Origin of the sequence: Variovorax sp. LjRoot130 (assembly GCF_964253755.1) — a bacterium.
Classification (GTDB): Bacteria; Pseudomonadota; Gammaproteobacteria; order Burkholderiales; family Burkholderiaceae_C; genus Variovorax.
In genome coordinates this window covers 4,623,545-4,647,243 of the sequence record NZ_CAXURM020000001.1, presented here as the reverse complement: position 1 = coordinate 4,647,243, position 23,699 = coordinate 4,623,545, and the positions used below count along the sequence as shown (strand labels likewise).

At 68.3% G+C, this 23,699-nt stretch carries 21 protein-coding genes; 11 read left to right on the top strand and 10 right to left on the bottom strand.

Annotation, left to right across the window (positions count from 1 at the left end):
• Nucleotides 1–25: 25 nt before the first annotated feature.
• The 5 genes from ACSQ86_RS23200 to ACSQ86_RS23180 are packed head-to-tail and all read right to left on the bottom strand — an operon-like array spanning nt 26 to nt 5,996.
• Complete coding sequence (locus ACSQ86_RS23200) at nt 26–1,090, bottom strand: tartrate dehydrogenase (RefSeq protein WP_436305225.1); 1,065 nt, start codon at nt 1,088–1,090, stop codon at nt 26–28.
• A 23-nt stretch (nt 1,091–1,113) separates the two neighbouring features.
• The gene (gene hpaI, locus ACSQ86_RS23195; protein ID WP_093105511.1) at nt 1,114–1,914 is read right to left on the bottom strand and encodes a 4-hydroxy-2-oxoheptanedioate aldolase; all 801 of its coding nucleotides are present in this window, start codon (nt 1,912–1,914) and stop codon (nt 1,114–1,116) included.
• 15 nt (nt 1,915–1,929) lie between these two features.
• Nucleotides 1,930–3,399 (bottom strand): NAD-dependent succinate-semialdehyde dehydrogenase, encoded by a 1,470-nt coding sequence (locus ACSQ86_RS23190; protein ID WP_436296455.1) that lies wholly within the window; start codon nt 3,397–3,399, stop codon nt 1,930–1,932.
• Nucleotides 3,400–3,438: 39 nt separating this feature from the next.
• Complete coding sequence (locus tag ACSQ86_RS23185; protein ID WP_093105516.1) at nt 3,439–4,989, bottom strand: UxaA family hydrolase; 1,551 nt, start codon at nt 4,987–4,989, stop codon at nt 3,439–3,441.
• Nucleotides 4,990–5,012: 23 nt separating this feature from the next.
• The gene (locus tag ACSQ86_RS23180; protein WP_436305222.1) at nt 5,013–5,996 is read right to left on the bottom strand and encodes a Bug family tripartite tricarboxylate transporter substrate binding protein; all 984 of its coding nucleotides are present in this window, start codon (nt 5,994–5,996) and stop codon (nt 5,013–5,015) included.
• A 106-nt stretch (nt 5,997–6,102) separates the two neighbouring features.
• Here ACSQ86_RS23180 and ACSQ86_RS23175 point away from each other — a divergent pair, with 106 nt between their 5' ends.
• A complete protein-coding gene (locus ACSQ86_RS23175; RefSeq protein ID WP_436293262.1) occupies nt 6,103–7,056 on the top strand; it encodes a LysR substrate-binding domain-containing protein in 954 nt (317 codons plus the stop codon).
• Between the two features lie 42 nt (nt 7,057–7,098).
• On the opposite strand, the gene ACSQ86_RS23170 is transcribed toward ACSQ86_RS23175, so the two are convergent.
• Nucleotides 7,099–7,422, bottom strand: coding sequence for a hypothetical protein (locus ACSQ86_RS23170; protein ID WP_093105525.1), 324 nt, complete (start codon nt 7,420–7,422; stop codon nt 7,099–7,101).
• A gap of 209 nt (nt 7,423–7,631) precedes the next feature.
• Here ACSQ86_RS23170 and ACSQ86_RS23165 point away from each other — a divergent pair, with 209 nt between their 5' ends.
• On the top strand, nt 7,632–8,237 hold the full coding sequence (locus ACSQ86_RS23165; protein ID WP_436309650.1) for a nuclear transport factor 2 family protein: 606 nt from the start codon (nt 7,632–7,634) through the stop codon (nt 8,235–8,237).
• A gap of 15 nt (nt 8,238–8,252) precedes the next feature.
• Nucleotides 8,253–9,230 (top strand): Bug family tripartite tricarboxylate transporter substrate binding protein, encoded by a 978-nt coding sequence (locus ACSQ86_RS23160; RefSeq protein ID WP_436309649.1) that lies wholly within the window; start codon nt 8,253–8,255, stop codon nt 9,228–9,230.
• Between the two features lie 4 nt (nt 9,231–9,234).
• Here the strand turns inward: ACSQ86_RS23160 and ACSQ86_RS23155 are convergent, their stop codons facing one another.
• Nucleotides 9,235–10,251, bottom strand: coding sequence for a 1-aminocyclopropane-1-carboxylate deaminase (locus ACSQ86_RS23155; protein WP_436309648.1), 1,017 nt, complete (start codon nt 10,249–10,251; stop codon nt 9,235–9,237).
• A gap of 128 nt (nt 10,252–10,379) precedes the next feature.
• Here ACSQ86_RS23155 and ACSQ86_RS23150 point away from each other — a divergent pair, with 128 nt between their 5' ends.
• Nucleotides 10,380–10,889 (top strand): Lrp/AsnC family transcriptional regulator, encoded by a 510-nt coding sequence (locus tag ACSQ86_RS23150; protein WP_436309647.1) that lies wholly within the window; start codon nt 10,380–10,382, stop codon nt 10,887–10,889.
• Here ACSQ86_RS23150 and ACSQ86_RS23145 read toward each other — a convergent pair.
• Nucleotides 10,849–12,312 carry a methyl-accepting chemotaxis protein gene (locus tag ACSQ86_RS23145; RefSeq protein WP_436309646.1) on the bottom strand — a complete coding sequence of 488 codons (1,464 nt, stop codon included), beginning with the start codon at nt 12,310–12,312 and terminating at the stop codon, nt 10,849–10,851. The genes ACSQ86_RS23150 and ACSQ86_RS23145 overlap by 41 nt on opposite strands.
• A gap of 62 nt (nt 12,313–12,374) precedes the next feature.
• Entirely contained in the window at nt 12,375–13,958 is a 1,584-nt protein-coding gene (locus ACSQ86_RS23140; RefSeq protein ID WP_436309645.1) for a phospholipase D family protein, read from the bottom strand.
• A gap of 127 nt (nt 13,959–14,085) precedes the next feature.
• Here ACSQ86_RS23140 and ACSQ86_RS23135 point away from each other — a divergent pair, with 127 nt between their 5' ends.
• From ACSQ86_RS23135 to ACSQ86_RS23115, 5 genes are all read left to right on the top strand, one after another.
• Entirely contained in the window at nt 14,086–16,188 is a 2,103-nt protein-coding gene (locus ACSQ86_RS23135; RefSeq protein WP_436309644.1) for a TonB-dependent siderophore receptor, read from the top strand.
• Nucleotides 16,189–16,208: 20 nt separating this feature from the next.
• Nucleotides 16,209–17,405 carry a PepSY-associated TM helix domain-containing protein gene (locus tag ACSQ86_RS23130; RefSeq protein ID WP_436309643.1) on the top strand — a complete coding sequence of 399 codons (1,197 nt, stop codon included), beginning with the start codon at nt 16,209–16,211 and terminating at the stop codon, nt 17,403–17,405.
• Nucleotides 17,402–17,599, top strand: coding sequence for a hypothetical protein (locus ACSQ86_RS23125; RefSeq protein ID WP_436305213.1), 198 nt, complete (start codon nt 17,402–17,404; stop codon nt 17,597–17,599). The genes ACSQ86_RS23130 and ACSQ86_RS23125 overlap by 4 nt, the downstream gene beginning before the upstream one ends.
• 73 nt (nt 17,600–17,672) lie before the next feature.
• Nucleotides 17,673–19,790, top strand: coding sequence for a TonB-dependent receptor family protein (locus tag ACSQ86_RS23120; protein WP_436305212.1), 2,118 nt, complete (start codon nt 17,673–17,675; stop codon nt 19,788–19,790).
• Nucleotides 19,791–20,423: a phosphoribosyltransferase gene (locus tag ACSQ86_RS23115; RefSeq protein ID WP_436305211.1), complete on the top strand. Its 633-nt coding sequence runs from the start codon at nt 19,791–19,793 to the stop codon at nt 20,421–20,423.
• Between the two features lie 3 nt (nt 20,424–20,426).
• Here the strand turns inward: ACSQ86_RS23115 and metK are convergent, their stop codons facing one another.
• A complete protein-coding gene (gene metK / locus ACSQ86_RS23110; protein ID WP_093105552.1) occupies nt 20,427–21,608 on the bottom strand; it encodes a methionine adenosyltransferase in 1,182 nt (393 codons plus the stop codon).
• Between the two features lie 184 nt (nt 21,609–21,792).
• On the opposite strand from metK, the gene ACSQ86_RS23105 reads away from it, so the two are divergent.
• Nucleotides 21,793–22,683, top strand: a complete 891-nt coding sequence (locus ACSQ86_RS23105) for a lysophospholipid acyltransferase family protein (protein WP_436305209.1) — start codon at nt 21,793–21,795, stop codon at nt 22,681–22,683.
• Nucleotides 22,680–23,564 carry a lysophospholipid acyltransferase family protein gene (locus ACSQ86_RS23100; protein WP_436293270.1) on the top strand — a complete coding sequence of 295 codons (885 nt, stop codon included), beginning with the start codon at nt 22,680–22,682 and terminating at the stop codon, nt 23,562–23,564. Before ACSQ86_RS23105 ends, ACSQ86_RS23100 begins: the two co-directional genes overlap by 4 nt.
• Nucleotides 23,565–23,699 lie beyond the last annotated feature (135 nt).

The following is a 23,699-nucleotide window of genomic DNA, read 5'->3' as shown; positions in this document are numbered from 1 at the left end:
CGCCGGCAGGCCGCGACGAGGGCCTTCAGATCAGCGCGCTGATCGCCTCACCCATCTCGATCGTCGTCGCCTTGCCGCCCAAGTCGCCCGTGCGCGGGCCCGCCGCCAGCACTTGCTCGATGGCTCGCACGATCGCATCGTGCGCTTCGCGATGTCCGAGGAAATCGAGCATCAGCGCGCCCGACCAGATCATCGCCACCGGGTTGGCAATGCCCTTGCCGTAGATGTCGGGCGCAGACCCGTGAACCGGCTCGAACAACGAAGGAAACTTGCGGTCCGGATTGAGATTGGCCGACGGCGCCAGGCCGATCGTGCCGGTGCAGGCCGGTCCCAGGTCGGACAGGATGTCGCCGAACAGGTTGCTGGCCACCACCACGTCGAAGCGCTGCGGCTGCAGCACGAAGCGCGCCGACAGGATGTCGATATGCTGCTTGTCCACCTTCACTTCGGGATAGCCGCTGCCGACCGCGTCCGCGCGACCGTCCCACCACGGCATGCTGATCGCGATGCCGTTGCTCTTGGTCGCCACCGTGAGCTGCTTGCGCGGCCGGGACTGCGCGAGGTCGAACGCGTACTTCAGCACCCGGTCGGCGCCGAAGCGGCTGAACACCGATTCCTGCACGACCACTTCGCGCTCCGTTCCCTCGAACATCACGCCACCGAGATTGGTGTATTCGCCCTCGGTGTTCTCGCGCACGATGTAGAAGTCGATGTCGCCGGGCTTGCGGCCGGCCAGCGGCCCGGGCACCCCTTCGAACAGACGCACCGGCCGCAGGTTCACGTACTGGTCGAACTCGCGCCGGAACTTCAGCAACGAGCCCCACAACGAAATGTGATCCGGCACCGTGTCCGGCCAGCCGACCGCGCCGAAGTAGACGGCGTCCATGCCTTCGAGCCGGGACTTCCAGTCGTCGGGCATCATCTGCCCGGTCTTGACGTAGTAGTCGCAACTGGCCCAGTCGATGTGCGTCACGGCCAGTTCGATGCCGAAGCGGCGCGCGGCCTTCTCGAGGGCGCGCAGGCCCTCGGGCATCACTTCCTTGCCGATACCGTCGCCCGGAATGGCGGCGATGCGAAGCGTCTTGCTCATGGTGTCTGCCTTCTTGTCGATGTTCAGTACGCGGATGCGCCGGCGGCGCTCATGGCGCTCTCGGTGCCGAGGCCGAACTCGCCGGCCAGGCGACGCGCGGCCTGTGCGAGCAGCGTGACGTCGATGCCGACCGCCACGAAGGTGGCACCGAGCTCGAGGTACTTGCGTGCCAGCGCGAGGTCCGCGGTCAGCGTGCCGGCCGCCTTGCCGCTCGCGACGATGGTGCGGATGGCGCGGTCGATGGCGGCCTGGACCTCGGGATGCCCCGGTGCGCCGCGGTGGCCCATCGACGCCGCCAGGTCGGCGGGGCCGATGAACACGCCGTGCACCCCGTCGACGGCGCAGATCTCTTCGAGGTTGTCGAGGGCGGTGACGGTCTCGGCCTGCAGCAGCAGGCAGACCTCGTCGTTGGCAGCGCCCAGGTAGTCGCGCCGGGCACCCCAGCGCGAGGCCCGCGCCACGGCAGCGCCGACGCCGCGCACGCCCTCCGGCGGATAGCGGGTGGCCGCCACCAGCGCGCGCGCCTGTGCAGCCGTGTCGACCATGGGCACCAGCAGGTTCTGCACCCCGATGTCGAGCAACTGCTTGATCAGCGCGGTGTCGCCGCTGACGGCGCGCACGACCGGCTGGCCGGGATAGGCCGCGACCGCCTGCAGCTGCGCCAGGGTGCTGCGCACATCGTTGGGTGCATGCTCGCCGTCGATCAGCAGCCACTGGAAGCCGGCGGTTGCGCAGACTTCCGCGCTGTAGGGCTGCGCCATCGACAGCCAGAGACCGATCTGCGGCTGTTTGGCGAGCAGTGCGTGCTTGAAGGAATTATTCATGACCGTTGCTTCCATTCAGTCCAGCCCGCCCTGGCACACGTACTTGGTGTGCAGGTAGTCGTCCAGGCCGTGGACCGAGCCCTCGCGGCCATAGCCCGACTCCTTCACGCCGCCGAAGGGCGCGGCCTCGGCGGCCAATGCGCCTTCGTTGATGCCGACGATGCCCGACTCCAGCGCATCGGCCACGCGCCAGATGCGACGCAGGTCTTGCGAGTAGAAGTACGCGGCCAATCCGAACGGCGTGTCGTTGGCCTGCGCGATCACGTCCGCCTCGGTGTCGAAGCGCGTGATCGGTGCCACGGGCCCGAAGGTTTCCTCGCAGGCGCAGGCCATCGTCGCGTCGACGTCGACGAGCACCGTGGGCGCGTAGTAGTGGGGTCCCAGCGCCGCCAGGCGCTCGCCGCCGGCGAGCACGCGCGCGCCCCGGGCGACGGCGTCGCGGACATGGCGCTCGATCTTCTCGACCGCGCGGACATTGATCATCGGGCCGATCTGCGAGGCGGCATCGGTGGCGGGCCCGACCTTGAGCGCCGCGACGCGCGCGCCGAGCTTGTCGGCGAAGGCGTCGTGCACGCTGCTGTGCACGAACACGCGGTTGGGGCACACGCAGGTCTGTCCGCCGTTGCGGAACTTAGCGGCCATCAGCCCTTCGACCGCAGCATCGAGGTCGGCATCCTCGAACACGATGAAGGGCGCGTTGCCGCCCAGCTCCAGGGACAGCTTCTTCAGCGTGTCGGCCGAACGACGGGCGAGGTGCTTGCCCACCGGCGTGGAGCCGGTGAAGGTGATCTTGCGCACGCGCGGGTCGTCCAGCCAGACGTCCACCACCTCGGGCGTGCGTTCGCGCGAGGCGGTGACGATGTTGAGCACACCGGGCGGCACGCCGGCCTGTTCGGCCAGCGCAACCAGCGCCAGCGAGGTCAGCGGCGTGTCCTCGGCCGGCTTGCAGACCACGGTGCAGCCGGCGGCCAGCGCCGGGGCGATCTTGCGCGCGATCATCGCGGCGGGAAAATTCCACGGCGTGATCGCAGCGACCACGCCCACCGGCTCCCTGAGCGCGAACATGCGGCGCCCCGGCAGCGGGGCGGGAATGACGTCGCCGTTGGCGCGCACGGCCTCTTCGGCGAACCACTCGATGTAGCTGGCGGCGTAGGCGATCTCGCCCTTTCCCTCCGCCAGCGGCTTGCCCTGCTCGCGCGAGACCAGGCGCCCCAGGTCGTCCTGGTTCGCCATCACGAGGTCGTTCCAGCGCTTGATGATCTGCGAGCGCTGCTTGGCGGGAACCTTGCGCCAGGCGGCGAACGCGCTGTGCGCGGCGTCGACGGCGGCGCGCGCCTCATCGGCGCCGCTGTCCGGCACCTGGGCGATCCGTCCTCCGGTGGCGGGATCCGTCACGTCGAGCGTGCGGCCGGTGGCGGCGCGCCACTCGCCGGCAATGAAATTGGCGCTGCGCAGCAGGCCGGGTTGGGAAAGCGTCAGGGGCATGGTTCCGGGAATCGGTGGGTTCGGCTAACGAAGGAAGGCTCAGCTCACGATGCCCATGTGCCAGGGCACGAACTCGTGATCGCCCAGGCCCAGCAACTCGCTCTTGGTCGGTTCACCCGAAGCGGCGCGCAGGATGTGCTGGAAGATGCGCTCGCCCATCTGCTGCACGTCGAGTTCGCCGTCCAGGATCAGGCCGCAGTTGATGTCCATGTCGTCCTCGAGACGGGTGAACATGGCCGTGTTGCTCGCGAGCTTGATGGTCGGCGACGGCTTGGAGCCGAACATCGAGCCGCGGCCGGTCGTGAAGCAGATCAGGTTTGCGCCGCTGGCGATCTGGCCGGTCGAGGCCACCGGGTCGTAGCCGGGCGAGTCCATGAACACGAAGCCGGACTTGTCGATAGTCTCGGCATATTCGTACACCGCCTGCAGCGGCGTGGTGCCGCCCTTCATCGCAGACCCGAGGGACTTCTCGAAGATGTTGGCCAGCCCGCCGGCCTGGTTGCCGGGGCCCACAACGCCATTGAACTGCCCGTTGTGGCCGCGTGTGTACTCCTCCCACCAGGCGAGGCGGTCGAGCAGTTTTTGCCCCACTGCCGGGCTCACGGCGCGGCGCGTGAGCATGAACTCCACGCCATGGATTTCCGGGGTCTCCGAGAGGATGGCGGTGCCGCCGTGGCGCACCAGGATGTCCATCGCCGCGCCCAGCGCCGGATTGGCGGTGATGCCGGAGAAGCCGTCCGAGCCGCCGCATTCCAGGCCGATCTTCAGGTGCGCCGCGCTGACCGGCTGGCGCTTCACGTCGTTCGCGGCGGGCAGCATGGACTCGATGGCCGCAATGCCCGCGGCGATGGTGGCGCGGGTGCCGCCGGTGTCCTGCATCACGAAGGTTCGCACATGCGGGCCGGGCACGAGACCCTGCGATGCCACGAGGTCGGCGACCTGGTTGCGTTCGCAGCCGAGGCCGACGATCAGCACGCCGGCGAGGTTCGGATGGCGCGCATAGCCGGCAATGGTCCGGCGCAGCACGTCGAAGTGCTCGCTCGGCGACGACATGCCGCAGCCGCTGGTCTGCGCGAAGGCCACCACGCCGTCGACATTCGGGTACGGCGCCAGGCGCTCCGGCGTGAAGTGGGCGGCGATCTGCTTGATGACGGTGGCCGAGCAATTGACCGACGAGATCAGGCCGACGAAGTTGCGCGTGGCGACGCTGCCGTCCGGGCGCACGATGCCCATGAACGTGGCGCGCTCGGCCTCCGGGACGTAGTCGACGGGGCGCACGTCCTCGCAGAAGCCCGGGTCGCGGTCGAAGTCGACCAGCTCGAGGTTGTGCGTGTGCACGTGCTCGCCGGGCTCGATGTCGCGCATGGCTGCGCCGATGACGGTGTCGTACTTCCTGACCTTCTCGCCGGCGGCGATCCGGCTCGCCGCGATCTTGTGGCCGGCAGGCACCTGCGCGCGCACGCGCAGGCCCAGCTCCGGCAATGCCTGGCCCAGCGCGATGGGGGCGCGGGCGATCAGCACGTTGTCGTTCTCGTGCAGCCGGATGAGCGGCGAAGGGGCGGCGACGGCAGCGGTGGCAACAGCGGTCATGCAGATCTCCTGGCGGGTTCGCCTCAGTTCTTGCTCATCAGCTCCTTGAGCTTGAGCCTCTCGATGAGCAACTTTTCCTTGGCCACGCTGGCGCTCACGTATTTCTCGTAGTCCGGCGCGTCGAGGTACATGAGCGGCGCGTCGATCCTGGCGCAGGCGGCGGCGAATTCCGGACTCGCGACGGCGACCTTGAAGGCCGCGCGCAGCCGGGCGGCGACGTCCGCGGGCAGGCCCTTCGGCGCGCCGATGCCGTTGGGTGCATCCACCACGACGTTGTAGCCGGCCTCTTTCAAAGTGGGCGCGTCCTTGAACTCCGTCGTGCGCTGCTCGCCCCACGTGGCCAGGAGGCGCAGCTTGCCCGACTTGACATGCGGCGCCCAGGAGCTGGAATCGGCCAGCACATCGACGTGGCCGCCCATCAGCGCCTGCAGCGCCTCCGCACCGCCCTTGAAGGGAATGGCGTTGAACTTCACGCCGGCGGCGATGGCGAACTCCTCCATGCCGACATGCGTCGCGCCGCCCAGGCCGGCGGTGCCGTAGGTGATCTTGTCGGGGTTGGCCTTGGCGTCGGCCACCAGGTCCTTGAGCGTCTTCCAGGGCGCTTCGGCACGCACCGCGATGCCGAAGGTCTGGCCCGAAACGCGCGCGATGTAGCTGAGGTCCTTGAGGGGATCGACCTGCACCATGCCGAGCTGCGAAAAGCGCGTCACCGAGATCGGGATCTGGCCGATCGTGTAGCCGTCGGGCTTGGCGCTCGCCAGCGCCTTCAGGCCGATCATCCCGGAGGCGCCGGCCTTGTTGTCCACCACGACCGACTGCCCGAGCTCCCTGGCCGCGGCGGTGCACAGCGCGCGCATGGTCACGTCCGCAGTGCCGCCGGCGGGCCAGGGGCAGATGAAGGTGACGGGACGATCGGGGTAGCCGGCCGCGACAGCGTGCGTGGCGGCGAATGGAAGCATGGCGGCGCCGAGGCTGCCCAGCATGAACTGGCGGCGATTGGATCGCATTGTCTTGTCTCCTGATTGCATCGTGGGAAGCGCCGATTGTTCAGGGTCTCATCATTACAATCCAATGAAGTTACCGACTCTCTTCTTTCCTATTGGGTTATGAACGATGCCTGCCATCGATCGCGTGCTTCGCTCCAACCTGAAGCTGCGGCATCTGCAGTTGCTGGTGTCGCTCGACGAGTTCCGCCATCTCGGCCGTGCGGCCGAATTCCTGTCGGTCACTCAGCCGGCGGTATCGAAGACGCTGGCGGAGATCGAACGCATGTTCGACCTCGAACTCTTCGTGCGTTCGACACGCGGGACGGAACCGACCGCCTACGGATCGGCCGTGGTGCGATTCGCGCGGTCGGTGCTGGCCGACTACGGCCGCACGCGCGACGAGATCGCTGCCGTGGCGAGCGGCGCGGCAGGCCGGACCAGCGTCGGCGCCATGGTGGTCGCCACGCCCTCCTTGCTGATGCGTGCCGTCGCGTTGCTGAAGGAGCGTTCGACACAGACCACCGTCATGATCGAGGAGGGAGATCTCACCCGCCTGCTGCCGCGCTTGCGCGTCGGCGAGCTGGATCTCTTCGTCGGGCGGCTCGAGCCGGGGTATGCGGCGCCGGACCTGAAAACCGAAGCCTTGTACGCCGAGCCCATGTGCGTCGTGGTGCGGCCCGACCATGAACTGGCGTCCGCCGCCAGGCCGACCTGGCGCCAGCTTGTCCAACTGCCGTGGGTGGTGCCTCCGCCCTGGGCGTCGTCGCGCATGAAGCTCGAGCAGATGTTCTACAAGCATCGCCTGGTGCCGCCTGTGGACATCGTCGAGACGGCATCCTTTCTCGTGACGCTCAGCTGCATCCGGGAGCGATCCGCGGCCGGCTTTCTTGCGCTCGGCGTGGCGCGGCATTTCGAAGGCGAGGGCCTCGTCAAGGCGCTCAGGCTGCCGGTCCCGATCGAGCTGCCGCCGGTTGGCATGATCACGATGCACGGGCGCAACCCGACGCCGGCTACCGAGCAACTGATGCGATGCCTGCGGGCCGCCGCGGCCGAGCGCATGTCGACCGAAGCTGCCCTGTAGCGGCCTGTCAGCGCTTCTTCCCGTCGAGCGCCTGCATCGACTTCATCGAGGAGCGGCGAGCAGATCGCCCCCCAGGGCGGAGGCGGCCGAAACGGGATAAGGGCCTTTGCGCCGCACTGCCCGGACGAACTCCATGGCCTGCACCTGCTGCGCGCTGTACTCGGCCGCGGGGCCGGCCGGGAAATGCTTCGGATCCTTGTCCATGGCGATCAGCAGCAGATCGTCCGTCGTCAATGGATCCGAGCCTTGGGCGCGGTCCGCCAGGCCGACCTCGAGCGCGAAGGCCCATTCCGCCGGCGCCGCTGGATCCTTGCGCAGCATGCGCGCCGCGAGCTTCGCGGCGTTGGGACTCAGCCGGGCGATCATTGCAAAACATTCATCCAGATGCACGCAGACCTCCAAAGTTGGCCGGGGGATGCTGCCAGCGCCAGCGAAATTGGCTGTAGGCGGCTTGCGTTATCCGGCGTCGGCCTTGCACGCGCCACGGCTGTGCAGGCCCGGAAAACTGATTTCCGCTCGCGTCCTTGCGCCGGCCGGCCGCCTTGCGCAAACTCCGGCGCCACCAAGGAGACGACATGGACGAGACACTGCAGCAGGAACTCCTGATCCGCCGGCTGGTCGAGCGCTGGGCGGTCTGGCGCGACGCCGGCGACTGGGAGCGCTTCGCCACCGTGTGGCATCCCGAGGGCGTGATGATGGCCACCTGGTTCCAGGGCCCGTTCCGCGAGTTCATCCGCGTCACGCAGGAGGGTTGGGCCAAGGGCGTGAGCATCCTGCACTTCCTGGGCGGCTCGGCCATCGAGGTGGCGGGCGAGCGCGCCATCGCGCAGACCAAGATGACCATCTCGCAGCGCGGCATGGTCGAGGGCGTGCTCTGCGACGTGGTGTGCACCGGCCGCTTCTACGACTTCATCGTCAGGCACGAAGGCGAATGGAAGCTGCTGCATCGGCAGCCGATCTATGAGAAGGACCGCATCGATCCCGTCGACCCGGCCGCAACCGTCGAGCTCGATGCCGAAGCGCTGGCGAAGTTTCCCGAGGGCTATCGCCATCTCGCCTACATCCAGACCCGCATCGGTTACACGGTCAAGCTCGACATGCCGATGCTGAAGGGCGAGGCGGTCGAGGCGCTGTACCGTCGCGGCACCGCGTGGCTGGCCGGCGGTGCGCTCGAGCGCTGAGCCCGGCAGCGCGCCATGGACCATTGCCTCACCCGCCGCGCGGCGCTCGGCGCCGCGCTGGCCTTCACCGCATGCGCTGCCATCGCGCAGGGCGGCTACCCCGACCATCCGCTGCGCATCGTCGTGCCCCAGCCGGCAGGCGGCGGCTTCGACTTCGTCGCCCGCACGCTGGCCGACCGCCTGGGCAAGCAACTGGGCCAGCCGGTGGTGGTCGAGAACCGGCCGGGCTCGGGCACGGTCGTCGGCACCGACCTGGTCGCCAAGGCGTCGGCCGACGGCTACACGCTGCTGCTGGGCTCGGTATCGAACCTGGCCTTGAACATGGGCATGTATCGCAACCTGCCCTATGACAGCCTGCGCGACTTCGAGCCGCTGGGCCTGGCCGTGGCCTACAGCTACACGCTGATGGCGCGCAAGGACCTGCCGCAAGCCACGCTGAAGGAAGTGATCGGCTACGCCAAGGCCAACCCGAAGAAGCTCAACTACGCATCGGCCGGCAACGGCTCGGGCCAGCACGTGATTGCCGCGGCGCTGTGGCATGCGGCGGGCGTGGAGCTGACCCACGTGCCCTACCGCGGCGCACAGGCGGCCTACCAGGACCTGATCGGCGGCCGCGTCGATCTGTTCTTCGATCTCTCGTCGACCGCGCGCACCCAGATCGATGCCGGCACGGTGCGCGCGCTCGCGGTTTCCGGTGCGGCGCGCATCCCGACGCAGCCGGACATCCCGACCATCGCGCAGACCGGCGCGGCGCCGCTGGAACTGGAATCGTGGTTCGGCCTGTTCGCGCCGGCGAAGACGCCGCCCGCCATCCTGGAGCGCTTGCGAACCGAACTCGCACGCGTGATCGCGATGCCGGAGGTGACCGAGACCTTCCGCAAGGCCGGCGGCAAGCCGCTCGCGCTTTCGGTCGCCGACACGCGTGCGCTGGTGCAGAAGGACGTGGAGCGCTGGAGCCGGACCGTGCGCGAGCTCGACATCCGGCCCGAGTGAGCGCTCAGCCGTTGCGGAACAGGAAGCTGTAGGCATTGAGCGCCGGCACGCCGCCCAGGTGGGCATAGAGCACCTTCGAGCCCGGTGCGAACTCTCCACGGCGCACCCTGTCGATCATTCCGTGCATCGACTTGCCCTCGTACACCGGGTCGGTCAGCATGCCTTCCTGCCGCGCGCAGAGACGGATGGCTTCCAGCGTGCCTTCGTTGGGAAGCCCGTATTCGGGGCCGCCGTAGCGCGTGTCGAGAATCACGTCCTGTTCGGTGATGTCGCGGCCCAGCCCGACGAGCTCGGCGGTGCTGCGCGCGATGCGCAGGATCTGCGCCCGCGTCTGCTCGGGCTTGGCCGATGCGTCGATGCCGATGACGCGGTCGGCGCGGCCGTCGGCCGCGAAGCCGACCACCATGCCGGCCTGCGTGCTGCCGGTGACCGAGCAGACCACGATGTAGTCGAACTTGAAGCCCAGTTCGGCCTCCTGTGCGCGCACCTCTTCGGCGAAGCCGACGAAGCCCAGCCCGCCGAAAGGATGCTCGGAGCAGCCGGCCGGAATCGGGAAGGGCTTGCCGCCGGCCTTGCGCACATCGTCCATGGCCTGCTCCCAGCTCGGGCGGATGCCGATGTCGAAGCCGGCCGCGTCCAGGCGCACATCGGCACCGAGGATGCGCGACATCTCGATGTTGCCCACGCGGTCGTAGACGGCATCCGAATAGTTGACCCAGTTCTCCTGCACCAGCACGCACTTGAGCCCCAGGTGCGCGGCCACGGCGGCGACCTGGCGCGTCTGGTTCGACTGGATGCCGCCGATGGACACCAGCGTGTCGCAGCCCTGGGCCAGCGCCTCGGGAATCAGGTACTCGAGCTTGCGCGTCTTGTTGCCGCCGAAGGCCAGGCCGCTGTTGCAGTCCTCGCGCTTGGCATAGAGATCGACCTTGCCGCCCAGGTGTGCGCTCAGGCGCTTGAGCGGGTGGATCGGCGTGGGGCCGAAGGTCAGCGGATAACGGGGGTAGCGGCTCAGGTTCATGGCGATGCTCCTTGGGTGCGGCGATGGGGCCATCGTAGGAAGAAGTGCGGTTCACAGGGTTGTGAAAACTTGGCTTTCAACGCACCATGAGCATCCTGCTGATCAGTTCGTCAGCGTTTCATTTCACGATGGCCAGAAATCAAGCAACAAAAGTTCGTAGCGCGCCGGAAGCGGCGTCTCTGCTCGATCGCACCGACAAATCGATTCTTCGGGCACTGCAGCGCGATGCCTCGATCTCCAACGTGGCGCTGGCCGCCAAGGTCCATCTGAGCCCGCCGGCCTGCCTGCGCCGCGTCGAGCGTCTGAAGCGCTCGGGAATGATCGGCGCCACGGTCGCGCTCCTGAATCCGCAGGCGCTCGGCGCCGGCATGCTGGTGATGATCGGTGTGGTGCTCGACCGCTCGACGCCCGAATCCTTCAACGACTTCGAGAAGGCCGCGGTGAAGATCTCCGGCTGCATGGAGTGCCACGTCGTGACCGGCGAGTTCGACTACTTCATGCTGGTGCGCACCGCCGACAGCGAGAGCTTCAACCGGCTGCACGCCGAGCAGCTGCTCTACCTGCCAGGCGTGCGGCAGATCCGGTCCTTCATTGTGATCAAGCAGGTGCTGTCGACGACGCAGATCCCGCTGGCCTGAGCATGAACACCTTCACCACTTCGGCCAGCCCCGTCGCCTGCTCGCGCAGCGACCGCGAGGCTGCGGCCGATTGCTCGACCAGGCTGGCGTTCTGCTGCGTCATCTGGTCGAGCTGGGAGATGGCCTGGGTCACCTGGCCGATGCTGTCGCTTTGCTCGGCCGTGGAGGCATTGAGCTCGGCCATCAGGCCCGTCACGCGTTCCACGGCGGCGACGATCTCGGCCATCGTGCGTCCCGCATCCTCGACCAGCTGAGCGCCCGAGGCCACGCGCAGCACCGAGTCGCCGATCAGGCCCTTGATCTCGCGCGCGGCCTGCGCGCTGCGCTGCGCGAGGTTGCGCACCTCCGCCGCCACCACCGCGAAGCCGCGGCCCTGTTCGCCCGCGCGCGCCGCCTCGACCGCGGCATTGAGCGCGAGGATGTTGGTCTGGAAGGCGATGCCGTCAATCACGCCGATGATGTCGCCGATCTTCTTCGACGCGGCCGTGATCTCGTCCATGTTGGCGACCACCTGGCCCACCACCGCGCCGCCGCGCGTGGCGGCCTGCGCGGCGGAGCCCACGAGCGCGTGGGCCTGGCGCACGGCATCGGCGTTCTGCTGCACGGTCTCGGTGAGCTGGTGCATCGAGGCCGAGGTCTGCTGCAGGCTGGAGGCGGTGGACTCGGTTCGCTTCGACAAATCCTGCTGCCCGCTTGCGATCTCGAGCGCGGCGGTGCCGATGGTGCTCGACGCATGGTCCACATGGCCGATCGCGCCGGCGATGCGTTGCAGCGCCGATTGCAGCAGGCGCGCGGCCGGCGAACGCGCTTCGATGTTCACGCCGTCGAGCGCGAGGCGTTCGCCCTGTTCCAGCCGACTGACCAGCTGGTGCAGCTCGTGCCCCTGGACCGCATCGCGGCGCATGCGCTCGCCGATCAGGATCTCGAAGCCGGTCTGCACCACCACGTAGCCGGCGTGCAGCAGCACGATCGCGAAGTCCGGCTCGGTCGTGCAGTAGACCGGAAAGCCCAGCGCCTGCAGGCGGTCGAAGGCCACGTGGTGCACGGCGATCGCGCCGGCGCCGATGACCAGCGGCTTCCAGTCGCGGTAGAGGAGGAGAAAGGCCAGCGTGACGAAGACGCCGAAGTGGTATTCGACGCGCCCCATGCCGAGCTGGATCTGCAGCGCCACGGTGGCCATCAGCAGCACCGGGAACGTGCAGCGCGCCAACAGGGTGCCGCGCGCGAGCGCATGGAGCGCGAGGCCGACCGCCATGAGCAGGCCAGCGGCGCCCAGCGCCGGTCCGAAGCTCCCCTGGACGAAACCGAGGCCTGCGGCCATCAGGCACCCCAGGGTCAGCGCGCCCATCATCCACGAGTCGGCCTGTCGTCTCAGGCTGGCCAGGTCCAGCGAGGCCGAGGCCCCGGCGAGCGATGTATTCATCTTTGATCTCCGCAGTTGGTGGAGGGAGTACGGATGAATATCGGCAGGAGAAGGGGCTTTGTTTAGAGCTGGTCGGTCGGTACAAACCACGAGAACAGCAGCAACTGCAGCCGCGTCAGCATGCTCGAGTCGGGCTCGTCGTCGAGCACCTCGTTGGTCTCGTCTCCGGTGCCCACCCATTGCACGCTCTGGCCGTCGGGCTTGAGGACCACGCGGTAGACGCCCTCGATGTCGTCCAGCAGGTAGGCATAGAGCAGCGCCTGCGTGAGCTCGAAGCTGTGCACGCGCACGCCGAACTCGGTGTTGAGCCGCTCGGAGCGCGGATCGAGGTTCATCGAGCCGAGCAGCACCCACTCGCGGTCGATCAGGGCCAGCTTGGCATGCAGGCGGCCGCGGGCCTGGCGCAGCAGGCGGCGGATCTGCGTGTTGCGCTTCAACTGCTGCGTGCTGACCTCGAGCAGTTCCACGCCGGTCTGAAGCAGCGCGACGCGAAAGCGGTTGTAGTTGACGTTGACCAGCGGTTCGTCGCTGTCGGCCAGCGAGTTGGTGATGATGGTGATGCGCAGGCCGCGCGCGCGGGCGGCGCGGATCCGCTCCATGCCCTCGTCGCCGGGGATGAAGTAGGGCGAGATCACCAGCACTTGCGACTTGGCAGTCGCCATCGTGGCGTACCAGCGGCGCGCCAGCGTCTCCATGCCGGGCGGCCGGGTGCCGAGCGCCTTGTTCGGGCTGTCGGCCAGGGCTTGGGCCTCGGCGCGCATCCAGAGCAGCTCGCCGCGCGCGAGCTGCTCGGCGAGGCGCGGCTCGCTGAGGATGTCGCTCTCCGGCGGCGCATCGGGCCAGGGCGCATGGGCCTCCGAGGTGGCGAGGTCGAACTCCGCCACCAGTTGTTCGGTCGGGTCGGCCGCGCGCACCATGCGCTGCAAGGGGTAGACCACGTCGCTGTTCCAGTAGTCGTCGAAGATGCGCGCGGACTGCGGCACCACCGGGCCGGCCATCAGCAGCTCGAAGTCGATGAAGTTCGCGCCTTCGCTGCGCAGGAAGTACTCGTCTGCGAGGTTGCGCCCGCCCGCGATCGCGATGGCGCCGTCCGCGATGAAGAGCTTGTTGTGCATGCGGTGGTTGAGCCGCTTGAAGTCGGTGAAGAAATCCAGCCAGCGCGTGGCCGTGTGCTCGCGCCCGTTCACGAAAGGGTTGAACAGGCGCACCTCGGCCTTCGGCTCGGCGGCCAGCGCCAGCAGTAGGCGGTCGAGCCCGCCCGTATAGAAGTCGTCGAGCAACAGGCGCACCCGCACGCCGCGCCGCGCGGCATCGCGCAGCTCGCGCAGGATCAGGAGGCCGGTCTTGTCCTTGCCGAGCTGGTAGGTCTGCACGTCCAGCGAAGCCTGCGCGCGGCGGATCAGTTCGAGCCTGGCGTCCAGCGCGAAGCTGGCCTGCGGCAGGGGCCGCACGGCCGACAGCTCATCGGGCTGGGTGTTGAAGGGGGCGACGATGCGGCCGAGCTCGGTCTGCGCGGAGACGGGTATCGCCAGCTCGGGCGGCTGGGGCTCCCGCGGCGGCAGGCCGGCACAGCCCGCCGCAAGACATGCCAGGCCCATGGCGGCACGCCGCAGCAACGGAAGAAGACGGGCGAAAAGGTCTGGCATGGCGCGGGACGGATGGTAGCCGCGCGACCCTGCCTCGAAGGAGCGGCCTGTCTACGGGATTGTTGAGTTTTCATTTAATTCACCAATAGAATGCGAATCACTCTTAACAAGATTTCGGGATGAGGGTTTGAACTCCAGTTTTTCCGCGCGGCGCAAGGCCGCATCGCTCCTGGCCGGATGCCTGGCCGTGTCTGCGCAATCGCAGGTTTTTGCCCAAGCGGGCAGCGGCGCCGTTCTGCCGGAGGTGCGGGTCGACGCCAGCGCCGAAACCGAATCCGCCACCAGTCCGGTGATCGGCTATCGCGCGAAGAACGCCGCCACGGCGACCAAGACCGACACGCCGCTTTCCGAAACGCCGCAGGCGGTGACGGTGATCACGCGCGACCAGATCGTGGACCAGGGCGCGACCAACCTGCAGGATGCGCTGGGCTACGCGGCCGGCGTGCGTTCCGACGCCTACGGCCTCGACGCGCGCACCGATTCTTTTCGCGTTCGCGGCGCGTATCCCGACGTCTACCTCGACGGCCTGCGCCAGGCCTACGGCTACTACACCAGCACCACGCGCACCGAGCCCTACACGCTCGAGCGCCTCGAGGTGCTGCGCGGGCCCTCGGGCATGCTGTTCGGATCCGGTACCGCGGCCGGCATCGTCAACATGGTGAGCAAGCGACCCTTGCTCGAAACCCAGCGCGAAGTGGGCATCCAGTACGGCAGCTGGAACCGAAAGCAGATCCAGGCCGACCTGACCGGGCCGCTGACCGAGGACGGCCAGTGGTCCTACCGGCTGATCGCGGTGCAGCGCAAGGCCGACACGCAGGTCGATTTCGTGCCCGACGACCGCAGCCTGATCGCGCCCTCGCTGACCTGGCGCCCGAGCGCGGCGACCTCGCTCACGCTGCAGGGCCTCTACCAGAAGGACAAGAGCGGCTCGAGCTCGCAATTCTTCCCGTGGGAAGGCACGATCCTCCCGAACCCGAACGGGCGCCTGCCGACCAGCCGCTTCATCGGCGAGCCGGGCGACTACTACAACAGCGAGCGCAAGACCTTCGGCTGGCTGTTCGAGCACAAGTTCAACGAGAACTTCACTTTCCGCCAGAACTTCCGCCACGCGCAAAACGAGAACGACAACAGCTACCACTGGGGCGACTTCTTCACCATCACCGGCGGCTGGGGCGCCGATCCGGTCGGCAAGAGGCGCCTGTCGCGCTCGCTCGACAGCTCGCTCACGCGCAATCGCATCGACACGCTGGACAACCATCTCGAGAGCCACTTCGACACCGGCGCGCTCAAGCACACGCTGCTGGTCGGCGCCGACTACCAGCGCCATCGCGAGAACGTGTGGGGCGGGATCTCCACCAGCGAGATCGACGCCTATGCCCCGGTCTACGGCAATCGGCTGGAACCGGAACGCACGGCGCGGCCGCGCACCACGCAGCGCGCCGCCGGCGTCTACCTGCAGGACCAGATCAAGCTGGGAAACTGGAACTTCATCGCCGGCTTGCGGCACGACCGCGTCGTCGCCGGCGCCGAGGGCAGCGAGGATTCGAGGGACAGCGCCACCAGCAAGCGCTTCGGCGTGCTGTATGCCTTCGCGTCGGGCTGGTCGCCGTACGTGAGCTATGCCGAGTCCTTCACGCCGCAGTCGCCGCGTGACGGTCAGGTGTTCAAGCCGCTGCGCGGCGAGCAGTGGGAAGTCGGCGTCAAGTACGAGCCCGCGGGCCGCAGCCTCGCCTTCAATGCCGCGGTCTACGACCTGCGCGAGAAGAACCAGATCGCCCAACCGCTGCCCAACGTCTACGCGCAGATCGGCCAGACCAAGACGCGCGGCGTCGAGCTCGAGGCCAAGGGCTCGATCACGCCGAACCTGGATGTCACGGCGCACTACAACTACACCGACCTCGACCCGCAGCTCGAGGGCCTGCCACGCCACCAGGCGGCGCTCTGGGCCAAGTACCGCTTCGCCATCGCTGGCACGCCGGGCTTCTCGGCCGGCGCGGGCGTGCGCTACATGGGCGCCTTCCGCGATGTCTCCTTCGGCGGCTACGGCCCGCGCATCCCCAGCGTCGCGCTGCTGGACCTCGTGTTCGCCTACGAGACCGCGAAGTGGCGCTATGCGCTGAACATCAACAACGCGACGGACAAGGAGTACTTCAGCACCTGCCTCGCGCGCGGCGACTGCTGGTGGGGTACGCGCCGCAACGTGGTGGCCAGCGCCACCTACCGCTTCTGAACCCCTGAGAAAAAACCGCGATGAACAGCCGACGAATCAAGGCCTGGGCCTGGGTGCACAAGTGGAGCAGCCTGGTCTGCACCGTGTTCATGCTGCTCCTGTGCATCACCGGGCTGCCGCTGATCTTCCATCACGAGATCGGCCACTTGCTGGGCACCGAGGTCGATGCGCCGAAGATGCCCGCCGGCACGCCGCGCGCAAGCCTGGACCGCGTGATCGAGGTCGCGCATGCGCTGCATCCGGAGCGCGTGGTGCAGTTCGTCTCGCAGCCGGAGGATGACGACGGCCTGTGGTTCGTCACGCTCACGCCCACGCCGGCGCCGACCGAGGACTTCAAGTCGGTTGCGGTCGATGCGCGCACGGCCAAGGTGCTGGCGCAGCCCAAGTTCGACGAGGGCTTCATGTACGTGATGTTCAAGCTGCACGTCGACCTGTTCGCCGGCCTGCCCGGCAAGCTGTTCCTCGGCTTCATGGGCTTGCTGCTGCTGGTGGCGATCGTCTCCGGCGTGGTGCTCTATTCACCCTTCATGCGCAAGCTGGACTTCGGCACCGTGCGGCGCGAGCGCCGGCCGCGTCTCAAGTGGCTGGACCTGCACAACCTGCTGGGCATCGTGACGCTGGTGTGGGCCTTCACGGTCGGCGCCACCGGCATGATCAACACCTGGGCCGACCTGATCATCAAGTACTGGCAGTACGACCAGCTGAGCACGCTGCTCGCGCCCTACCAGGGGCAGCCCGAAGTGCCGAAGGCCGAGCGCGGCTCGGTGCAGCGCTCGCTGGACGTGGCGCTCGAGCGTGCGCCGGGCAACAAGGTTTCCTTCATCGCCTTCCCGGGCACGGCCTTCTCGAGCCCGCATCACAACACCGTGTTCCTGCGCGGCAGCGAACCCTTCACTTCGCGCCTGCTGCAGCCGGTGCTGGTCGACGCCAAGACCAATGCGATCACGGCCAGCCCCGAGCTGCCCTGGTACCTGACAGGACTCCTGGTCTCGCAGCCGCTTCACTTCGGCGACTACGGCGGCATGCCGATGCAGATCCTCTGGGCGCTGCTCGACATCGCGACCATCATCGTGCTGGGCAGCGGGCTCTATCTGTGGCTCAAGCGCGGCAACGCCGTGCCGGCCACAGCGCGTGCCGACGAAGCGGCACATCAGGCGGCCGTTCCGCTGGCGCAGCCCACGGCGACGGCGACGGCGACGGCGAAGGCGGGCTCATGACGAAGCACCACCATCGCCCCCGCTTCTGGCCCATGTGGGGCTGGCCGATCGTGCTGGGCGTGCTCACCTGCATCGGGCTGGTGTCCGCGCTCTTCAGCGACGGCGGTGCCGGCGATGCGCTGGCATGGGTCGCGCTCGGCATTCCGTGCGCGGTGGGCGCCTGGTACGGCTGGCGCCGGCCTCGGCGTTCGTAGACGCGGCCTCGATCCGGCGCCATAGGGTCTTGCCCGTCGTGGCGGCGCGGCGGCTGGCCGCAGAATCGCCGCGATGAAATCCTCCGTCGCCACGGCCTGCCTGCTGCTTGCCGCGTCTTCCGCCTCGGCGCAGGATGCCGAGTCCGCACCCACGCTGCGCGAGATCACGGTCTCCACGCCGCGCGGCGCGGCGCGGCCCTTCGATGTGCCCGGTTCGGTCGACCGCGTGGAAGGCAATGAGATGCGCGACGCGCGCCTGCAGGTGAACCTGTCCGAAGGCCTGGGTAGCGTGCCCGGGCTGCAGATCCAGAACCGCCAGAACTACGCGCAGGATCTGCAGTTGTCGATACGCGGCTTCGGCGCGCGCTCCACCTTCGGCGTGCGCGGCGTGCGGCTCTATGTCGACGGCATCCCGGCCACGCTGCCCGACGGCCAGGGCCAGACCTCCAACATCGACATCGGCTCGGCCGACCGTGTCGAGATCCTGCGCGGGCCTTTCTCGGCGCTCTACGGCAATTCGTCGGGCGGCGTGGTGCAGGTCTTCACCGAGGACGGGCAGGGGCCGCCGCTGCTCGGCTTCTCGCTCGCCGGTGGCAGCTTCGGCACTGCGCGCGTCGGCAGCAAGCTCAGCGGTTCCTCGGGCGCTATCGACTACCTGCTGAGCGCCAGCCGCTTCCACACCGACGGCTGGCGCGAGCACAGCGCGGCGGATCGCGAGATCCAGAACGGCAAGCTGGGCTTCCGGCTCGACGACGGCAGCAAGCTCACGCTGGTCTTCAACAGCGTGCATCTTTATGCGCAGGACCCCCTGGGGCTGTCGGCCAGCCAGTACGCGCTGAACCCGCGCGGCGTCGATCCGGTCGCCACGCAGTTCGATACGCGCAAGACCGTGGACCAGCAGCAGCTCGGCCTGAGCTACGAGCGCCGCATCGATGCCGCGAACACGCTGCGCCTGATGGTCTACGGCGGCCAGCGCAGCACCGTCCAGTTCCAGGCGATCCCGCCCGCGGTGCAGCAGAACCCGCTGCATGCCGGCGGCGTGATCGACCTGGCGCGCGACTACGGCGGCGTGGACCTGCGCTGGAGCGCCAGGCTGCAGCTGGCCGATAGGCCCTTCGACCTGGTCGCCGGCCTGGCCTACGACGGCCTGCGCGAGCGCCGCCGCGGCTGGGAGAACTTCGTCGGCCGGTCCAGTGCGCCACTGGCCCTGGGCGTGCTGGGCCGCTTGCGCCGCAACGAGCGCAACGAGGTGCGCAACCTCGATCCCTACGTGCAGGGCAGCTGGCGCTTCGCCGATCGATGGACGCTCGAAGCCGGCGTGCGACGCAGCAACGTGCGCTTCTCCTCGCACGATCTCTACATCGTCGGCCCGAACCGCGACGACAGCGGCAGCGCGCGCTACCGCAAGACCCTGCCGATGGCTTCGCTGCGCTACGAGGCCACGCCCGATCTGGCGCTCTACGCCTCCGTCGGCCGCGGCTTCGAGACGCCGACGCTCAACGAGCTCTCCTACCGCGCGGACGGCATCGGCGGGCTCAACTTCGCTCTGCAGCCTTCGGTGAACACCAGCGTCGAGGTCGGCGCCAAGGCGCGCCTGGGTGGCGGCCTGCTCACAGCGGCGCTGTTCCAGACACGGACGCGCGACGAGATCGTGACCAACACCAACTTCGGAGGCCGCGCCACCTTTCAGAACGCCGGCCGCACCCAGCGCGACGGCTTCGAGCTCTCCTGGCAGCACGAGACGGCGAACCATTGGCGCACCCAGCTCGCCTACACCTGGCTCGATGCGCGCTACCGCGACGGCTTCTGCTCGCCGACGCCTTGCAGCGCGATCAGCACGGTGCCGGCGGGCAACCGCATCCCTGGGATCGCGGAGCATGCGCTTTTCGCGTCCTTCGGCTGGGTGCCGCCCGAAGGCTGGCGCGCCGGTACCGAGCTGCGCGCACTTGGGCGCATCCAGGCCAACGACCGCAACGACGCTGCAGCACCCGGCTACGCGGTGGTGGCGCTCTATGCGGGCTACCTCAAGCGCTGGGAGCGTTGGGAGTTCAACGCCTTCGCGCGCGTGGACAACGTCTTCGACCGGCGCTACATCGGCTCGGTGATCGTCAACGAGTCGAACATGCGCTATTTCGAACCCTCCCCGGGCCGCAACTGGACGATCGGCATGGGAGCGGCGTATCGTTTCTGAATGGATTTCAGGGACCGACGCGATGCGGGCCGCAAGCTCGCCAAGGCACTGGACGCGTGGCGTGGGCGCCCCGATGTCGTTGTGCTCGCGCTGCCGCGCGGCGGCGTGCCGGTGGCCTGGGAGGTTGCGCATTTCCTGCACGCGCCGCTCGATGTGCTGGTGGTGCGCAAGCTCGGCTTTCCGGGCCAGGAAGAATTCGCGATGGGCGCCATCGCATCGGGCGGCGTGCGCGTGATGTCGGAGCTGCCCGGCTTCTGGCCGGTGTCGGAGCGGGCCATGGAAGCTGTGGTCGCGCGCGAAACGGTAGAGCTGGCACGGCGCGAGCAGCTCTACCGCGGCCAGCGCGCGCCGCTCGCACTCGCGGGGCATGTCGTCATCCTGGTCGACGACGGCCTCGCCACCGGCGCCACCATGCATGCAGCCGTGCTGGCGGCCCGTGCCGCAGAGCCGCAGCGCATCATCGTGGCCGTGCCGGTGGCCTCGCGCGAGGCGGTCCAGTTGCTGAGCACCGTGGCCGACGAGGTGCTGAGCGTGTTCACGCCCGAGCATTTCCGGGCGGTCGGCCTCTGGTATGCGGACTTCGCGCAGACCAGCGACGAAGAGGTTAGAGAACTGTTGCGCCAGCGGCGCTGACGCTCAGAGTCCGGCGGCCGCGCGCAGCGCCGCTGCCTGGCTCGTGTTCTCCCAGGTGAACTCGGGCTCTTCGCGGCCGAAGTGGCCGTAGGCAGCGGTCTTGCCGTAGATCGGGCGCAGCAGATCGAGCATCTGGATGATGCCCTTGGGGCGCAGGTCGAAGTGCTCCTGCACCAGCGCGGCGATCTTCTCGTCGGAGATCACGCCCGTGCCTTCGGTGTAGACCGTCACGTTCATCGGCTTGGCCACGCCGATCGCATAGGCGACCTGGATCTGGCACTGGCGCGCGAGGCCGGCGGCGACGATGTTCTTGGCCACGTAGCGCGCCGCGTAGGCGGCCGAGCGGTCCACCTTGCTCGGGTCCTTGCCCGAGAATGCGCCGCCGCCGTGCGGGCAGGCGCCGCCGTAGGTGTCGACGATGATCTTGCGGCCCGTGAGGCCGCAGTCGCCCTGCGGGCCGCCGATGACGAAGCGGCCGGTCGGGTTGATCAGGTACTTGGTTTCCTTCAACCACTCCTTGGGGAGCACCGGCTTGATGATCTCCTCGATCACGGCCTCGATGAAGCTGCCCTTCATCTTGGTCGGCGTTTCGCTCTGGTCGGGGTGGTGCTGCGTGGAGAGCACGACGGTGTCGATGCTGTGCGGCTTGCCGTCCACGTAGCGCATCGTGACCTGGCTCTTGGCGTCCGGGCGCAGGAAGGGCAGGCGGCCGTCCTTGCGCAGCTGGGCCTGGCGCTCCACCAGGCGGTGGGCGTAGTAGATCGGCGCGGGCATCAGCTCGGGCGTTTCGTCGCAGGCATAGCCGAACATCAGGCCCTGGTCGCCGGCACCGGTGTTGAGGTGGTCGTCGCTCGCATGGTCCACGCCCTGCGCGATGTCGTTGGACTGCTTGTCATAGCAGACCATCACGGCGCAACCCTTGTAGTCGATGCCGTAGTCGGTGTTGTCGTAGCCGATGCGCTTGATGGTGTCGCGCGCCACCTGGATGTAGTCGACGTGCGCATTGGTCGTGATCTCGCCGGCGAGCACCACGAGGCCGGTGTTGGTCAGCGTCTCGGCGGCCACGCGGCTGCGCGGGTCCTGCGCGAAGATCGCGTCCAGAATTGCGTCCGAGATCTGGTCCGCCACCTTGTCGGGGTGGCCTTCGGAAACCGATTCGGAAGTGAAGAGAAAGTCGTTCGCCATTTCGGTAAAACTCCATGCAAGTGAATTGGCGCGTTGCCAACCCATCAGGAGCTTTGGCGAACGCTTTAGCAGTGATGTTTAACGTCGCCCTGCAAGTAGTTCCATAACTCAGCGACAATTTGCATTCTATTCGAGCCGCGTTACCCTGCGCGCGCGTCCTGGTTTTCACCCCCCCTCCGTGTCGATGATTGCTTTGTTTCGATTGCTCGCCCGTGTGCCGCTGCCCTTGATGCATGCGGTCGGCGGCTGGCTGGGCTGGCTGGTCTGGTGGCTGGCGCCGACCTACCGAAAGCGCTTCAAGGACAACGCCGAGAGCGCCGGCTTCAGCCCTGCGCAATACCGGCCTGCCATTGCCGCGGCAGGCGCCATGGCGGCCGAGTTGCCGTGGCTGTGGGCGCGGCCGCAGGGCGAGAGCGTGCTGCCGCGCATCGTCCGGTGGGATGGCGTCGCCGAATTGGAGGCCGCATTGGACGCGCGCAAGGGCGTGATCCTGGTCTCGCCGCACATCGGCAGCTGGGAGACCCTGGGGCAGGCGGTCGGCGAACGCTTCGTCGATGCCTACGGGCCGATCACGGCCTTGTTCAGGCCGGCCCGCAAGAAATGGATGGCCGAACTGATCGCCGGTTCGCGCGACCGGCGCGGTCTGCAGACGCTGCCGACCAGCGTGGGCGGCGTGCGCGGGTTGATGCGCACGCTGCGCGCCGGCGGCTACACCGGCATCCTGCCGGACCAGGTGCCGCCGCTGGGGCAGGGCGTGTGGGCGCCTTTCTTCGGCCGGCCCGCCTACACGATGACCTTGCTGCCGCGTCTCGCGCAGCAGACCGGTTCGCGCGTGTTCCTTGCCGTCTGCGAGCGGCTGCCGCGGGGCGCGGGCTATGCGATCCGCATCGAAGCCTTCGATGGCACCGCGCTGAACGATCCGAAGGCCACGCCCGAAGCCGCCGCCACCGCCATGAACGAAGGCATCGAACGGCTCATCCGCCGGCTGCCGGGCCAGTACGTCTGGGACTATGCGCGCTACAAGCAGCCGCGCGGCGAGGCGGCACCGGGGGCGGCAGTGGAGGCGGCACCATGAGCCTGTCGTCCCAGCTCGGCATCGGCTTCATGCGCACGCTGGCCCATGTGCCGCTGCCTCTGGCGCGCGGCTTCGGGGCTTTTCTGGGCCGGGTGCTGCATACCGTCGCAGCGCGGCGCCGGCGCGTGGTCGATACCAACCTCGCGCTGTGCTTCCCGGACAAGTCGCCCGAGGAGCGACGCCGCATCGCACGCGAAACCTTCGTCTATGTGGCGCAGTCCTGGCTCGACCGCAGCTGGCTCTGGCATGCGCCGGAAGCAACGGTGGCCGCCCGGCTCACGGTGAAGGGATCGGCCCGGGAGATCGACGAGATCGCCAACGGGAGCGAGCCGATGATCCTGTTCGCGCCGCACTTCTACGGCCTCGATGCGGCGGCCACCGCGTTGACCATGCACACGGCCCGGCCCTCGACCACCATCTACACCACGCAGCGCGATCCGATGGTGGACGAGTGGATTCGCGAGGGGCGCAAACGCTTCGGCAACGTGGTCGCGCTGAACCGGGTCGACGGCATCAAGCCGATCGTGGCCGGGCTGCGCAAGGGCGGCTTGCTGTACCTGCTGCCCGACATGGACTTCGGCCGCGACCAGACGGTCTTCGTGCCCTTCTACGGCGTGCCGGCCTCCACCGTGCCCTCGCTGTCGCGCTTCGCCCGCCTGGGCCGGGCCAAGGTCGTGCCGGTGGTCTCGAAGCTCACCAGGGACGGCTACGAGATCGAGGTGCTGCCGGCCTGGCAGGACTTCCCGAGCGAGGACGTGGTGGCCGACACCGCCTTGATGAACGAGCGCCTGCAAGGCTACATCGACACGATGCCCTCGCAGTACTACTGGGTGCACCGCCGCTTCAAGACGCGGCCGGATGGTGCGGCGCCGGTGTACTGAGCCCCCGGCTTGCCACTTCGTGTGCTTCGCCACCCCCCGAGGGGCTGAAGCCCGCGGCTCCAAGCCTGCCTGCGCAGGCTTGGACGGGCTGAAGGGGTGCTGCCTCTGGCGGCGACTCGGGGCGCGGCCCGCCTT